The 12713-nt window shown below is 70.4% G+C and carries 20 protein-coding genes; all 20 read left to right on the forward strand.

Annotated features, from left to right (window positions below):
* Nucleotides 1-117 precede the first annotated feature (117 nt).
* A complete protein-coding gene (locus tag ACIPPM_RS22055) occupies nt 118-363 on the forward strand; it encodes a hypothetical protein (RefSeq protein WP_401450439.1) in 246 nt (81 codons plus the stop codon).
* Between the two features lie 19 nt (nt 364-382).
* Entirely contained in the window at nt 383-583 is a 201-nt protein-coding gene (locus ACIPPM_RS22060; protein WP_401450441.1) for a hypothetical protein, read from the forward strand.
* 262 nt (nt 584-845) lie between these two features.
* Nucleotides 846-1097, forward strand: coding sequence for a hypothetical protein (locus ACIPPM_RS22065; RefSeq protein ID WP_401450443.1), 252 nt, complete (start codon nt 846-848; stop codon nt 1095-1097).
* A 15-nt stretch (nt 1098-1112) separates the two neighbouring features.
* Nucleotides 1113-1403, forward strand: coding sequence for an HNH endonuclease (locus tag ACIPPM_RS22070; protein WP_401450446.1), 291 nt, complete (start codon nt 1113-1115; stop codon nt 1401-1403).
* A 2-nt stretch (nt 1404-1405) separates the two neighbouring features.
* Nucleotides 1406-1756 carry a hypothetical protein gene (locus ACIPPM_RS22075; protein ID WP_401450449.1) on the forward strand — a complete coding sequence of 117 codons (351 nt, stop codon included), beginning with the start codon at nt 1406-1408 and terminating at the stop codon, nt 1754-1756.
* Nucleotides 1757-1762: 6 nt separating this feature from the next.
* Nucleotides 1763-2206 (forward strand): hypothetical protein, encoded by a 444-nt coding sequence (locus ACIPPM_RS22080; RefSeq protein ID WP_364928998.1) that lies wholly within the window; start codon nt 1763-1765, stop codon nt 2204-2206.
* A gap of 325 nt (nt 2207-2531) precedes the next feature.
* Nucleotides 2532-2807 carry a hypothetical protein gene (locus ACIPPM_RS22085; RefSeq protein ID WP_401450452.1) on the forward strand — a complete coding sequence of 92 codons (276 nt, stop codon included), beginning with the start codon at nt 2532-2534 and terminating at the stop codon, nt 2805-2807.
* Nucleotides 2746-4326 (forward strand): terminase, encoded by a 1581-nt coding sequence (locus ACIPPM_RS22090; protein ID WP_401450455.1) that lies wholly within the window; start codon nt 2746-2748, stop codon nt 4324-4326. Before ACIPPM_RS22085 ends, ACIPPM_RS22090 begins: the two co-directional genes overlap by 62 nt.
* Complete coding sequence (locus ACIPPM_RS22095; RefSeq protein WP_401450457.1) at nt 4308-4490, forward strand: hypothetical protein; 183 nt, start codon at nt 4308-4310, stop codon at nt 4488-4490. The genes ACIPPM_RS22090 and ACIPPM_RS22095 overlap by 19 nt, the downstream gene beginning before the upstream one ends.
* A complete protein-coding gene (locus ACIPPM_RS22100; RefSeq protein ID WP_401450460.1) occupies nt 4487-5839 on the forward strand; it encodes a phage portal protein in 1353 nt (450 codons plus the stop codon). The genes ACIPPM_RS22095 and ACIPPM_RS22100 overlap by 4 nt, the downstream gene beginning before the upstream one ends.
* The gene (locus ACIPPM_RS22105; RefSeq protein ID WP_401450462.1) at nt 5839-6789 is read left to right on the forward strand and encodes an HK97 family phage prohead protease; all 951 of its coding nucleotides are present in this window, start codon (nt 5839-5841) and stop codon (nt 6787-6789) included. Before ACIPPM_RS22100 ends, ACIPPM_RS22105 begins: the two co-directional genes overlap by 1 nt.
* Nucleotides 6789-8273, forward strand: a complete 1485-nt coding sequence (locus ACIPPM_RS22110) for a phage major capsid protein (RefSeq protein WP_401450464.1) — start codon at nt 6789-6791, stop codon at nt 8271-8273. Before ACIPPM_RS22105 ends, ACIPPM_RS22110 begins: the two co-directional genes overlap by 1 nt.
* A gap of 75 nt (nt 8274-8348) precedes the next feature.
* On the forward strand, nt 8349-8759 hold the full coding sequence (locus ACIPPM_RS22115) for a hypothetical protein (protein ID WP_401450466.1): 411 nt from the start codon (nt 8349-8351) through the stop codon (nt 8757-8759).
* An 8-nt stretch (nt 8760-8767) separates the two neighbouring features.
* Nucleotides 8768-9025, forward strand: coding sequence for a hypothetical protein (locus ACIPPM_RS22120; RefSeq protein ID WP_401450468.1), 258 nt, complete (start codon nt 8768-8770; stop codon nt 9023-9025).
* Between the two features lie 3 nt (nt 9026-9028).
* Nucleotides 9029-9844: a hypothetical protein gene (locus ACIPPM_RS22125; protein ID WP_401450470.1), complete on the forward strand. Its 816-nt coding sequence runs from the start codon at nt 9029-9031 to the stop codon at nt 9842-9844.
* Nucleotides 9844-10311, forward strand: a complete 468-nt coding sequence (locus tag ACIPPM_RS22130) for a hypothetical protein (protein ID WP_401450472.1) — start codon at nt 9844-9846, stop codon at nt 10309-10311. The genes ACIPPM_RS22125 and ACIPPM_RS22130 overlap by 1 nt, the downstream gene beginning before the upstream one ends.
* 11 nt (nt 10312-10322) lie before the next feature.
* Complete coding sequence (locus ACIPPM_RS22135) at nt 10323-10556, forward strand: hypothetical protein (protein ID WP_401450474.1); 234 nt, start codon at nt 10323-10325, stop codon at nt 10554-10556.
* Nucleotides 10557-10559: 3 nt separating this feature from the next.
* The gene (locus tag ACIPPM_RS22140; protein ID WP_401450477.1) at nt 10560-11546 is read left to right on the forward strand and encodes a phage tail tube protein; all 987 of its coding nucleotides are present in this window, start codon (nt 10560-10562) and stop codon (nt 11544-11546) included.
* A 6-nt stretch (nt 11547-11552) separates the two neighbouring features.
* Nucleotides 11553-12062: a hypothetical protein gene (locus tag ACIPPM_RS22145; RefSeq protein ID WP_401450479.1), complete on the forward strand. Its 510-nt coding sequence runs from the start codon at nt 11553-11555 to the stop codon at nt 12060-12062.
* 11 nt (nt 12063-12073) lie between these two features.
* Nucleotides 12074-12673 carry a hypothetical protein gene (locus ACIPPM_RS22150; RefSeq protein ID WP_401450481.1) on the forward strand — a complete coding sequence of 200 codons (600 nt, stop codon included), beginning with the start codon at nt 12074-12076 and terminating at the stop codon, nt 12671-12673.
* Nucleotides 12674-12713: the final 40 nt, after the last annotated feature.

Genomic DNA, 12713 nt, shown 5'->3' on the forward strand with positions numbered 1-12713 from the left:
CAGCGTGGGGAGGCAGGGGAGGCAGCACCACAGGAGGCCGCTGCCTGGGCAAATTCGGGGTCTCACCTCCCCCGCGCAGGCTCCCTCCCTGCCCACCACCTACGCAAGGATGACGCCATGCATCGCATTAAGAAGGGCCAGACGTACCGGACGTGCAGCGGTGGTGCCACGTCGCACTACCCCGCCACCGTGATCGTGCTCGACGACCACGCCCCGGGCGCCCGCACCGTACGCGTCCGCCACGAGGACCGAGCAGCCCTGACCTACGAGATCCCGGCCAGCTACTTCCACCCGACGAACGAGACGACGGCGGGTCGGCGACGCATCACCGGCTACTTCCTGATCGCCGACCCGGGGAACTGACCGCGGGCATCATGGGGGCATGGAGTCGCAGATCATCCGGCCCGGCCACCTCACCGCCCACCAGACCGCCCGCGCCCTCGGCATCACCCTGGCCGGCGTCCGCAAGCTCAAGCAGCGCGGCCAGCTCACCCAGTCTGGCGGCACCATCGGCCAGCCGTGGTTCCCAGCCAACGAGGTGATGGCGCTCGCCGCCAAACGCCGGTCGCGCCCCGCCGCTTGACCGCAGGTCAGCGACGTGTCACGCTTTCCCCGGACTGCTGTGCCTTCACACAGCCCACACACTCACGACGAAGCCCCGGCAGGCCACCAGGCCCCGGGGCTTCGTCGTGCTCGTCTGCCGCCCGGCGTCGGGCAGAGGTGGCCCCGGTACGGGAGCGCCGGGCGGCAGACCCCCAACATCACAACCCGGCCACACGACTCCTCACAGGCCCCTACGACGGCGCATGATGCCCCCTCAGCGTCAGCAATCCCGTGGGGGGACCATGAGCGACTACAGAGACATCCAGACCGCCGTTCGCGTCGAGAAGATCCGCATCTGGCTTGCCTGGGTCACCGGCAACGTGATCCTTCTGATCGTCGCGTCGATGACACAGCACGTCCGCATCCTCAGCGTCATCACCCAGGTGCTGCTCGCCGCTGGCTTCCTCGCCCTGACCGTCGCCCTGTTCCGCATGACCGGCGCCCTCAACCGCAAGGCCGCTGCCGCCCGTAAGGATGTCCTCGGCGACGTGTAGACGGAGGTGGCGCCCGTGGCTGGCAATCCACGCAACGGGCGCCCCTACCGTCGCCTCTGCGACCAGCAGCGCGCCCTCGGACTGCCCTGCTGGTGGTGCGGCAAGGCGATCCGCTACGACATCATCGGCCGCGCCGCCCAGCGCCACCGCGACGCCTTCACCCTCGACCACGCCGTCCCGCTTTCGCGCGGCGGTGACCTCCTCGCCCCGGCCAACGCCCGCTCGGCACACCGTCGGTGCAACAGCGCCCGCGGCAACCGCACCGACCCGCAGCGCCAGCCGGTACGGTCCTCACGGAGGTGGTGACTGTGCTCGAACCGCACCTGACCCTGTGCAGCGAGGACCTGCTGTCCAAGTGGGGCTTTAACGACGGCGACGATCCTGAGGGCTGGCTGGTCTACTGCGAGACCGTCGGCATCGACTACAACGAAGTCGACTTCCCCCTCGCCGAGCTGGTCCGTAAGCACCTGCTCCCTGCCCTGGATCAGATCGTCACCGTGGTGGACATCGACACCATCCACAACCCGATCCGTGCCGAGAGGGTCAACGGGGTGGATGTGACGTGCCACTGGTACGGCCACACTGAAGGCGCACCCAAGCTGACCCCGGAGCAGATCAACATCCCCATGAGCGAGGTGGCCCGGCTCGTACGGAGGTGACGTCGCATGCTGTACGTCGTCACCGGCCCGCCAGCCGCAGGCAAGACCTCCTGGATCGAGGCGCGCGCCCGAGCGACGGACATCGTCATCGACCTGGACCGCATCACCCAGGCCCTCATGGGCCCCGGCGCCCCCGGCTGGTCCCAGCACCCCATCGCCCTGAAGGTCGCTCACCGTGCCCGCTACGCGGCCATCGACGAAGCGGTCAAGCACCTTGACCAGGTCGACGTGTACCTGATCCACACCATGCCGTCGGCCAAGTGGCTGGCCCGGTACCGGCGGCACGGTGCCGAGGTCGTCGCCGTCGACCCCGGCAAGGACATCGTTATGCAGCGCATCGCCGACATGCGCGCGCCAGGACTGCGCGCCGTGGCAACGCGCTGGTACGCACAGCGAGCGAAGCTCAAGAGCGAACGCACGGTCACCCGGCAGGCGTCACGGGCCTGGTGACCGCCGGGAGTCGAGCGCACCCAGCACCTCGTGGAGCGGTCGCCTCAGCCACCGCTCAGCCGCCCGGCCACCGCCGCCCGGCCCGGTCACAGGGTGTGGCCGGGCCCCGGACCGGCAGGCCAGAGCGGTGATCCAGCGGGCCGGACCTCCAAGGGGAGGGGGGCCCGAGGGCATCGTGAACGCGGGAGGGCGGGCGACCCAAACGCCCTTCTCGCCCGGTTTTTTGCGCGGCCCGAAATCAAGATCTATTCACGCGAACTCGGTTCGGTCGTTTTAGCGGCCGTCACTCTGCGTGATGTCACGGTGTGTGACGGGAGAGGTGATCATGGGGGCGGTCACCGACGCGGTCTCCGCAGAGATCGACACCCTGCACGGCGACGACACTGCACCCGGTCTGGCCCAACTCGCGCTCGCGTTGGCCCGGTCCATCGACGACACCGACGCCGCCACCGCGCGAGCCGTCGCGGGGCGTGAACTCCGGGCCGTGATGACCGACCTGCGCAAGCTGGCCCCCGTCGGGGAGGAGGGGGACGCGGTCGATGACATCGCTCGCCAGCGAGAGAAGCGCCGGGCTGCAGCCCGGGACGTCGCCGACGGGTGACGGCCCGCTGCGGGGCTGGCAGGAGCCGCCGATCCAGGTCGCCCCGCCGTTCGTGTCCAGCGCCGGACAGGAGGCCATCGACCTCGCGGCCCGCGCCGGGCTCGAGCTCGACCCGTGGCAGCAGCACGTCCTGCGTGTCGGCATGGGCGAACGGCCCGACGGCTCGTGGTCGGCGTTCGAGGTCGCGGTCAACGTCCCCCGCCAGAACGGCAAGGGCGGCATCATCGAGGCCCGCGAGCTGTGGGGCCTGTTCATCGGCGGCGAGGAGCTGATCCTCCACAGCGCCCATGAGTTCAAGACGGCGAAGGCCGCGTTCAAGCGAGTCGAGCGCCTCATCCGTGGGTGCCCTGACCTGCACAAACGCGTCAAGACGTACCGACAGACCGTCGGCGAGGAAGGCATCGAGCTGCACAACGGGCAGCTCCTGCGGTTCATCGCCAGGAGCAAAGGCAGCGGCCGTGGCTTCACCGGGCACTGCAACATCCTGGACGAGGACATGATCCTCGGCGACAACGAGATGGACGCCCTGCTCCCCACCATGGCCGCGGTCGACGACCCGCAGATCTGGTACCTGGGCAGCGCCGGCATCGGCGCCCTGTCCGTGCAGCTGGCCCGCCTGCGCAAGCGGGCCCTCGCCGCGATCGAGGAGGGCCGCACGGACCCGTCGCTCGCCTACCTGGAGTGGTCGGCCGATCTGCACGTCAAGGAGTGCCCGGTCGACTGCACCGCGCATGACGACCCCGCCTCCGACGCTGCGGTCCTGAAAGCCAACCCGGCGGTCGGCTACCGGCTGACGCTGGAGAAGGTCGCCAACGAGCGGTCCACGCTCAGCGCTGCTGGGTACGCCCGCGAGCGGCTCGGTGTCGGGGAGTACCCGTCGGAGGACGGCGACTCGTGGGCGGTCATCGGACGGGACGTCTGGGAGGCCCTGGCGGACGGGACCAGCCAGATGGAGGACCCGGTTGCGTTTGCTATCGACGTCACCCCCGAGCGCTCGCACGCCTCGATCTGCGCGGCTGGCCGCAACGGTGAGGCCGTGCACGTGGAGGTCGTCGACAACCGGCCCGGCACCGACTGGGTGGCCAAGCGGGCGCGGGAGCTGACGGAGAAGTGGCAGCCACGCTGCTGGGTCATGGACCCGGGCAGCCCGGCTGGCTCCCTCATCCGCGACCTGACAGACGCGTTGAAGGCCGACCCGGACGAGGAGGTCGGCGAGGACGAGGAGCCCCGGCTCCTGGCGCCGATCGTGCAGACCAAGACCCGGGACGTCGTCCAGGCGGTCGGACAGTTCTACGACGCGGTCGTATCCGGGCAGGTCGCCCACCTCGATCAGGCGCCGCTGGCGACCGCTCTGGCGGGCGCCCGGAAGCGGGACCTGGGCGAGTCGTGGGCGTGGGCCCGGCGCGGGGTCGGTGTGGACATCACGCCGCTGGTCGGGGTAACGCAGGCCCGGTGGGGCGTGTTCGTGGAGATCGAGGAGCCGGAGGAGGAGGTGGAACCGTGGGCCGACTTCGGCTGACTCGCACGGCCCGCGCGCGGTCCGGCGTCCTGAGCGGTGGCGCGATGGTCGCGGCCGGCGCCGGGCTGGGGCTCGGACTGGCGGTGGGCCTCGTCGTGGGTGGGGTGCTTCTGGTGGTGTACTGCCTGCTGCTGGCCGACACCGGTGACGGGGGCGGCCCGTGACGAATCTGTGGCAGCGCTCGCGCGGTGGCCGCGCCGAGTCGCGCGACATCGCGACGATCGACGACTTCGCAGCGGCCCTGCAGCAGTCGCTGGGCTGGGGCGCGATGTCCGCGCTGGGGCTCACCCAGACGCAGCCCGGCCAGGCCGCTGAGAAGGCGCCGACGGACCTGCCGGGGTACGCGCAGCTCTTCGCGACCAACCCTGTCGTGTGGGCCTGCATGGTGGCCCGCATGTCCGTGTTCTCCGCGCCGCGGTTCACCTGGCAGCGCCTCAACAACGGCACCCCGTCGCAGATGTTCGGCACGTCCGAGCTGGCGCTGCTGGAGAAGCCGTGGCCGGGCGGCACGACGCAGGATCTGCTGAGCCGGGTCATCCAGGACGCCGACCTGGCGGGGAACTCGTACTGGACGGCACAGCAGGGCGAGGCGGTGCGGATGCGCCCGGACTGGGTGCAGATCGTGCTGGAGCGCCGTACGCACCCGCACGGCGGCGATCTGGGCTGGCGCCGGTACGGCTACCTGTACCAGGAGCCCGGTGCGGAGCCGGTGTTCCTGTGGCCCGAGGAGGTCGCACACTTCGCGCCGGTCCCGGACCCGCTCGCGACGTACCGCGGCATGTCCTGGCTGACCCCGGTGATCCGGGAGACGCAGAACGACAACCTGATGGCCGCCCACAAGAGGAAGTACTTCGAGAACGCGGCCACCCCGAACATCGTGGTCCGGCTCGACAAGCAGGTCACGCCGGAGGCGTTCTCGAAGTTCAAGGCGAAGATGGACGCCGGGCACCGTGGTGTCGAAAACGCCTACAAGACCCTGTACCTGGGGGGCGGCGCGGACGTGACCGTGGTCGGCGGCGACCTGCGCCAGATGGACTTCAGCAGCGTGCAGGGCGCCGGGGAGACCCGCATCGCGTCGGCGGCCGGTGTACCACCGATCATCGTGGGCCTGTCCGAGGGCCTCAAGGCCGCCACCTACTCCAACTATGGACAGGCGCGGCGCCGCTTCGCGGACGGCACGATCCACCCGCTGTGGCAGAACGCCGCCGGGTCCTTCGCCCCGCTCGTCACGCCGCCCGGCTCCGGCTCGGGCGCGGTCCGCCTCTGGTACGACGCCCGGCACGTGCCGTTCCTGCGCGAGGACGCCAGGGACGCGGCCGAGATCCAGGGCGTGGAGTCCCGCACGATCCGCACCCTCGTCGACGCCGGGTACACCCCGGAGTCCGTCATGGCCGCCGTCACCGCGTCCGACTGGTCCCTCCTGGTCCACACCGGCCTGTTCTCCGTACAGCTGCAGAAGCCCGGCGGCACCCACGAGGACCTGCCGCCCGCGCCCTCCGAAGGGAGCCCCTGATGCCCGCCCTGTCCCCCGCGATGCGCGAACTGGAGAGGTCGGCGCCGTTCCAGCTGGCACGCGCCGACGGAGACGAGGAGGGCGACGGCCGGACGCTGTCCGGCTACGCGGCCCTCTTCAGCTCCCCCACCGAGATCAACTCCTGGGAGGGGGCCTTCACGGAGACGATTCGCAAGGGCGCCTTCAAGAAGACCATCCGCGAGCAGACGCCCGTCATGCAGTTCGACCACGGCCGGCACCCGCTGATCGGCTCCATCCCGATCGGCGCGATCGCCGAGCTGCGCGAGGACGACCAAGGTCTCTACGTAGAGGGCCGCCTCACCGACAACTGGCTGATGCAGCCCGTCAGGGACGCGATCGCCGAGAAGTCGGTGAACGGCATGAGTTTCCGATTCGAGGTCGTCCGCGAGGAATGGCGCGACGTCAACGGCAAGCTGGTCAAGCCCGAAGAGGTGTACGACCTGCTGTGGATGCCGGGCGACCGCGGGCCGCTGCAACGCGAGCTGATCGAGCTGAAGTGCCGCGAACTCGGGCCGGTCGTCTTCCCGGCCTACGCGGGTACGTCCGTCTCGGTCCGCGCGCGGGATGTCGCCGACCACCTCGCCCTGGACGACGAGATGACCCGGCGTATCCGCCACTCGCTCGCCCGGGACGCGTCCACGCCGTCCGTACCGGACGACCCGGAGCTGCGCCGCGAGGTCGCCACCGCCCTGCTCTACCAGCGAGACCGCTCACCGGCCGGGCCGCCCGCCGAGCACCCAGCCCCCACAGACCGTTCCACTGGCGCGCCGCTCCTTACCGAGCACCCGCCCACCCCCGACGCGCCGCCCGCCGATGGGCACCCGTCACCGTCCGACCGCACCGTCCGCATGCGCTCGCAGCTCGCCGAGATCGGCGGGCTCATGGATGACGTGCTGGCGTCCATCGACACCCCGAAGGAGACCCGCTGATGCCCAAGCCGCTTCAGCTCTCGCACCAGCAGGCGGTCATCCGCCTGCGTGACATCCGCGCCCAGCTCGAAGAGCTGGAGGCGCGGGACGACCTGACCACCGACGACGAGCGGCAGTTCGACGAGCTGACCACCGAGTTCGCCGAGGTCGACGACCACCGCCGCCAGATGGAGCGGCGTAGCGTCCTGGAGCGGGTCCGTTCCTCGACGCAGGCCGCCGACCGGCAGCCGCCCGCCCTCGGTGTCGAGCGCGGTACCCCGTCCGGCCGGGGCGGCGCCTACGACCTCGACCCGATCCTCAACCCCGACAGCGTGGAGGACCGCCGGTTCCGCAACCCGTGGGACCTCGGGGAGATGCGCACCTTCGGCCGCTCCCCGGAGGACGTCGGGCAGGAGCTGCGGGCCCGCGCGCTGTGCGCCGTGGAGAAGATGGCCGGTGCGAACGACGGCATCCGGTCCACGGCCACCAGCATCATCGAGGCGTGGGACGACAAGCGGGGCAGCATCGCCCGCATGTGCCTGGCGACCTCGTCCCCGGAGTACATGCGCGCCTGGTCCAAGCTGGCCCGTGGCGCTGGCCACATGGTCACCCCGGAGGAGCAGCAGGCTCTGGAGCGGGCCATGTCCCTCACCGACAACCAGGGCGGCTACCTGGTGCCCTTCCAGCTGGACCCGACGATCATCATCACGGCGAACGGGTCCATCAACCAGATCCGGCAGGTGGCCCGTCAGGTCGTCGCGACCGGCGACGTGTGGAACGGCGTCAGCGCCGGTGCGGTGTCGTGGCGGTGGGCCGCTGAGAACTCCGAGGCCGCAGACAACGCGCCCACTTTCGGACAGCCCACGGTGCCGGTGTGGAAGGCCGACGGGTTCGTGCCGATCTCCATCGAGGCGATGGACGACGCCGAGAACGTCACCACCGAGGTCGGCCGTCTCCTGGCGTTCGGCAAGGACACCCTGGAGGCTGGGGCGTTCGTCGCCGGTTCCGGCGCTGGGCAGCCTACCGGTATCGTCACCGCGCTCACCGGCACCTCGTCCATCGTCACGTCGACCACGACGGACACGTTCGCGTCCGGCGACGTCTACAAGACGGACACCGCGCTGCCGGGCCGGTACCGGCCGAACGCCTCCTGGCTCGCCAACCGCGGCATCTACAACGCCATCCGCCAGTTCGACTCCGCGGGCGGCACGAACCTGTGGGAGCGCATCGGCGCCGACGTCCCCCCGATGCTCCTGGGCCGCCGCGCCTTGGAGGCCGAGGACATGGACGGCATCGTCAACGCCACGCAGGAGAACTTCGTGGCGGTGTACGGCGACTTCGACAACTACGTCATCGCCGACCGCATCGGCATGAGCATCGAGTTCCTGCCGCATCTGGTGGGCGCCAACCGCCGGCCGACCGGCCAGCGCGGCTGGTACGCCTGGTACCGGGTCGGCGCCGACTCGGTGAACGACGGCGCGTTCCGGATGCTCAACGTCACCTGACCCAGCCCGCCCGCGACGGCCGGACACCTCACCACGGTGTCCGGCCGTCCGCGCCTTCCCCGAGGGAGCCCCTTCATGAGGCAGAGCCTCTACACCGTGGCGCGGGCCAAGCTGACGCTGCCCGTCGCCCTACGTACGAACGGCACCGTCAACGGCACGACCGTCGACCTGCACGAGAACAAGGACGCGTCCCGCTCGGCGATGCTCGTCGTCCACACCGGCACCATCACCGACGGCTCGCACGCCGTGGTGCTGCAGGAGTCCGACGACAACGCGACCTGGTCCACCGTGGCCGCCGCCGACCTGCAGGGCTCCGCACCCACCATCGCCTCCACCGACGACGACGTGCTCTTCGAGCTGGGCTACAAGGGCGCGAAGCGCTACCTGCGCGCGTCCGTGACCACGTCCGGCGCCACCTCGGGCGGCACGTTCGGCGCCACCATCCTGCGCGCCTTCCCCCGCCGCACCCCGATCGCGCACAGCTGAGGAGCATCATGCAGCGCTGCAAGGAATCCTTCACCGTCTGGCGCGACGGGGCCCCGGTCGCCTACGTCGTCGGGCAGTTGGTCGACGACGAGGACCCGATCCTCATCACCCACGAGCACCTGTTCGCTGCTCCCGAGGCCACCGTCCGTCCGGCGCCCCAGGCGGTCCGCGCAGAGCAGGCGACCGCCGCTCCGGGCGAGCTGCGGGCCCTGAGCGCGCCCCCGGCCACCGGGCGCCCGCGCAAGGGCACCCCCCGCAAGGAGTAGCCAGTGCCGTTCGATCTCGGCTCCACGGTGCGCCTGGCCGCCGACTGCACCGACCCCACCGGGGTGCTGACGACCGCTGCAACGGCGGCCGTGACAGTGACGCTGCCGGACGGGTCGACGGCCAGCCCGCCCGCGTCCGAAACCGGCACGACCGGCCGCTACCAGGCCGACTACGTCGCTACGGCCGCCGGACGGCACACGGTGCGCTGGCAGTTCACCGGCCCTGCCCACGCCTACACCGACATGTTCGACGTGCGGGACGCGGCACCCCCCGCCCTGCTGTCCCTGGCCGACGCCCGCACCCACCTGAAGAAGAACGACCACGGCGACGACGACGAGATCCGCGAGTGGATCGAAGCGTGCACGCGGGCAGTCGAGCAACTCGTGGGTCCGGTCGTCGTTCGCACCGTCACCCAGGACATCTTCTTCACCAGCGGCCGGTCGCTGACGCTCGCCTTGACGCCCGTCGTGAGCCTGGTGTCGGTGAGCGCGCTTAGCCCTGGCGACACCTCCTACGACGTACAGGGGCTACACCTGGACGGCGCCACCGGGATCGTCACCCGGCTTGACGGCGGGCTGCTGCACGGGCCACTACGTGCCATCAGCCGCGTGGGCCGTGTGGTGGTCACGGCGAATATCCGTGCCGCCGCGAAGATCATCCTTCAGCATCTGTGGCGCACCCGGCAGGGGCCCGGCCGACCGCAGCGCGGCATGGACGACTATGACGTCAGCGAGCCCATCCCCGGTCTCGGCTTCGCGATTCCCAACCGGGCCGTACAGCTGCTGGACCCGGACAGCCTCGGGCCGGAGGTGGGTTGATGGCCAGCTCGGCGGTGCCCGGCGCGATGGCCGCGCTCCTGCAGATCCTCACCGACACGGACAGCCTGACCGGAGTGGACGTCATCGACGGCCCACCGGTCGACGACATTGCCACACGCGACTTCCTCGCCGTCGGCTGGTCCGGCGGCGAGGACGAAGCGGTCACGATCGTGCAGGACTTCAACGCCGCCGGGGCCCGCACCCGCGACGAGGACTTCACCATCGCCTGCGTCCTGGACGTCTGGTCCGGAGACGACACCGTCGCCGTTGTACGTGCGCGGGCGTTCGCTCTCCTGGCCGTCGTGGAGACAGCTCTGCGCGCGTCCGACCCGAACCCCGAGGCGTCCACGCTGAACAGCACGGTGCTGTGGGCGCACCTGACGCGGGCCTCACTGCGCCAGTACTTCACCGACCAGGGCGTACGGGCTGCCCTGGGCTTCGCGGTGTCCTGCCACGCCCGGATCTGAGGAGGAGACCCATGGCGCGTGTGCGCTTCCTGGGGCCGGAGCCGGTGACGGTGCCCGAACTCGCCAGCCGCGAGGTCCAGCCGGATGAGGTCGTGGAGGTACCGGACGAGCGGTTCGACGGCTACGTGTGCCAGCCCGGCACGTGGGAGGCCGTGGAGGAGCCGCGACCCCCGGAGCCCGACCGTACCGAGCTGGCCCCGCTGGCGAAGAAGACCGCGGCCCGGCCGCAGAAGACGGAGGACTGACCGATGGCGATTGGATCGGGTCTCGGCGCGCAGATCGGTATCGCGGCCGAGACGACGTACGGCACCTACGTGGCGCCGTCGAAGTTCATCGAGTTCACCAAGGAATCGCTCGCCCTCAAGAAGACCACAGCTCAGAGCGCCGGGATCGCGGCGGGCCGCCTGCTGCCGCTGTCCTCTCGGCGCGTGGTAACGCGGCGTGAGGCGCAGGGCTCGCTGGAGATGGAGGTCACCAACAAGGGCATGGGTCTGCTGATCCAGGCTCTGATGGGGACCACGGTCACGCCGGTGCAGCAGGGTGCGGGCCCGGCCTACCTGCAGACCCACACCCTCGCCAGCACCGCGGGCAAGAGCTTGTCGGTCCAGAAGGGCGTGCCTCTCGTGAACGGCACGGTCACCGACAAGAGCTTCCTGGGCTGCAAGGTCACGTCGGGCGAGTTCTCGTGCGAGGTCGGGCAGATGCTGACCGCGTCGTTCGAGGTGGACGCGCGGGACTGTGACGAGGCCCAGCCGCTGGCCGCCGCCAGCTACTCGAACATGGCGCCGTTCCACTTCGCGCAGATGGCGTTGAAGACCGGCAGCTTCGGCTCGGAGGCCGTACTGGACGGCATCCGCAAGGTGTCCTGCAAGATCGAACGGCCGCAGGATGTGGAGCGCTTCTACGCGAACAACGCGGGCCTGAAGGCGGAGCCGATCGAGAACGACCAGGTGAAGATCTCCGGGACGATCGAGACGGACTACACCTCGACCACGCTGGACGACCTGCACACCAGCGATGGCGCGACCAGCCTCGTCTGGGAGTTCAAGGGCCCCTTGATCGCCGCGACCTACTACGAGACTTTCCGGCTCACGCTCCCGGCCATTCGTCTGGATGAGGGGCCGCCGACGGTGGACGGCTTCGGCGTCGTCAAGCCGTCGTTCACCTTCGTCGGGCTGTACGACGGGACGAACCAGCCGAAGATCGAAATCATCAGCACCGACACCACCTTGTAGGCCGCCATGGTGCAGGGCTTCCGTATCACCGGCACCGGCCAGCTGCTTGAGCTGGCGGCGCGGCTGCGCCGGGCCGGACACGAGAACATCCGCCAGAGCTACACCCGCCGAATCCGCCGCGCGGCCGAACCGCTGCAGCGCGACCTGCAGGACAAGATCCGGCACCTCGAAATCAGCTCGCCGGGGCGGGGCGGGGGCAAGCGCGGTGGCGCCTCGCCGACGACGCGGCCCCTGCGGGCCACCATCGCCGACGCCATCCGGATCTCGGTGCGGACCACCGGCAACCCCGGCGCCCGGGTCTGGGTCGACAAGGGCCGCCTGCCGCCCGACCTGCGCCGCATGCCCGACGTCATCAACAGCGGACGTATCCGCCACCCGGTGTTCGGCAACCGGCGCCGGTGGGCCACCCAGACTGCTACCCCGCTGTGGTGGGACCGGACGATCCGCGCCCACACCGACCGCATCACCCGCGAAGTCAGCCGTGTGGCTGACGACGTGAGACGCCGCCTCGAATAGGAGAACCCCCCTTGATTGTCGTCTACACCCCCGAGGGCGAGGAGCCCCAGCACTACGACGCCACCAAGCTCAGGACATCCGAGGCGGTGATCGTGCAGCGCACCGTCGACAAGACGTGGCAGGAGATCCTCAAGGGCTTGGAGAGCGACGACCTGGACGCGATGCGCGGCATCGTCTGGGTGCTGCGCAAGCGCAGCGAACCGTCGCTGCGCTGGGCCGACTGCGACCCCGGCGTGACCGAGCTGACGACCCGGATGAGTAACAAGGAAGTCGAGCAGGTCATCCGCGACGCCTTCGACTTGAGCAAGGCCGGGGACGAGGTGACCCCGGACATGGTCGCGGACATCCTCCGTGCCCGCGTCGACCAGGTCGCCGTCGACCCCGAGTACGCGTTCCGGCTCATCGACACCCTGGCGGCCGAGGGAAAAGCCGAGACGGAGGCCGCCCCGGACCGGGCGCCGGACGGAGGGGCGGCGAGCGAGGTGGCGGGTGGGAGCCCGAGCCCGACATCGAGCGGGCCCGAGACCTCTACCTCGGGCTCTTCGCTCACCTCCTCCACATCCCTCCAGCCGGAGTCGACGACCTCACCGTCACCGACTTCTACTCCCTGACCGCCTGGATCGAGCAGCACCAGGCAGCCCAGCAGCAGGA

The organism is Streptomyces sp. NPDC090119, assembly GCF_044747085.1.
In the GTDB taxonomy this organism is placed as follows: Bacteria; Actinomycetota; Actinomycetes; order Streptomycetales; family Streptomycetaceae; genus Streptomyces.

Bases quoted from the DNA above. Each gene is read 5' to 3' on its own strand.
- ACIPPM_RS22130 (WP_401450472.1), top strand. From the start codon at position 9,844: ATGGCCAGCTCGGCGGTGCCCGGCGCGATGGCCGCGCTCCTGCAGATC.
- ACIPPM_RS22055 (WP_401450439.1), top strand. From the start codon at position 118: ATGCATCGCATTAAGAAGGGCCAGACGTACCGGACGTGCAGCGGTGGT.
- ACIPPM_RS22090 (WP_401450455.1), top strand. From the start codon at position 2,746: ATGACATCGCTCGCCAGCGAGAGAAGCGCCGGGCTGCAGCCCGGGACG.
- ACIPPM_RS22120 (WP_401450468.1), top strand. From the start codon at position 8,768: ATGCAGCGCTGCAAGGAATCCTTCACCGTCTGGCGCGACGGGGCCCCG.
- ACIPPM_RS22135 (WP_401450474.1), top strand. From the start codon at position 10,323: ATGGCGCGTGTGCGCTTCCTGGGGCCGGAGCCGGTGACGGTGCCCGAA.
- ACIPPM_RS22110 (WP_401450464.1), top strand. From the start codon at position 6,789: ATGCCCAAGCCGCTTCAGCTCTCGCACCAGCAGGCGGTCATCCGCCTG.
- ACIPPM_RS22085 (WP_401450452.1), top strand. From the start codon at position 2,532: ATGGGGGCGGTCACCGACGCGGTCTCCGCAGAGATCGACACCCTGCAC.
- ACIPPM_RS22145 (WP_401450479.1), top strand. From the start codon at position 11,553: ATGGTGCAGGGCTTCCGTATCACCGGCACCGGCCAGCTGCTTGAGCTG.
- ACIPPM_RS22115 (WP_401450466.1), top strand. From the start codon at position 8,349: ATGAGGCAGAGCCTCTACACCGTGGCGCGGGCCAAGCTGACGCTGCCC.
- ACIPPM_RS22080 (WP_364928998.1), top strand. From the start codon at position 1,763: ATGCTGTACGTCGTCACCGGCCCGCCAGCCGCAGGCAAGACCTCCTGG.
- ACIPPM_RS22060 (WP_401450441.1), top strand. From the start codon at position 383: ATGGAGTCGCAGATCATCCGGCCCGGCCACCTCACCGCCCACCAGACC.
- ACIPPM_RS22105 (WP_401450462.1), top strand. From the start codon at position 5,839: ATGCCCGCCCTGTCCCCCGCGATGCGCGAACTGGAGAGGTCGGCGCCG.
- ACIPPM_RS22065 (WP_401450443.1), top strand. From the start codon at position 846: ATGAGCGACTACAGAGACATCCAGACCGCCGTTCGCGTCGAGAAGATC.
- ACIPPM_RS22140 (WP_401450477.1), top strand. From the start codon at position 10,560: ATGGCGATTGGATCGGGTCTCGGCGCGCAGATCGGTATCGCGGCCGAG.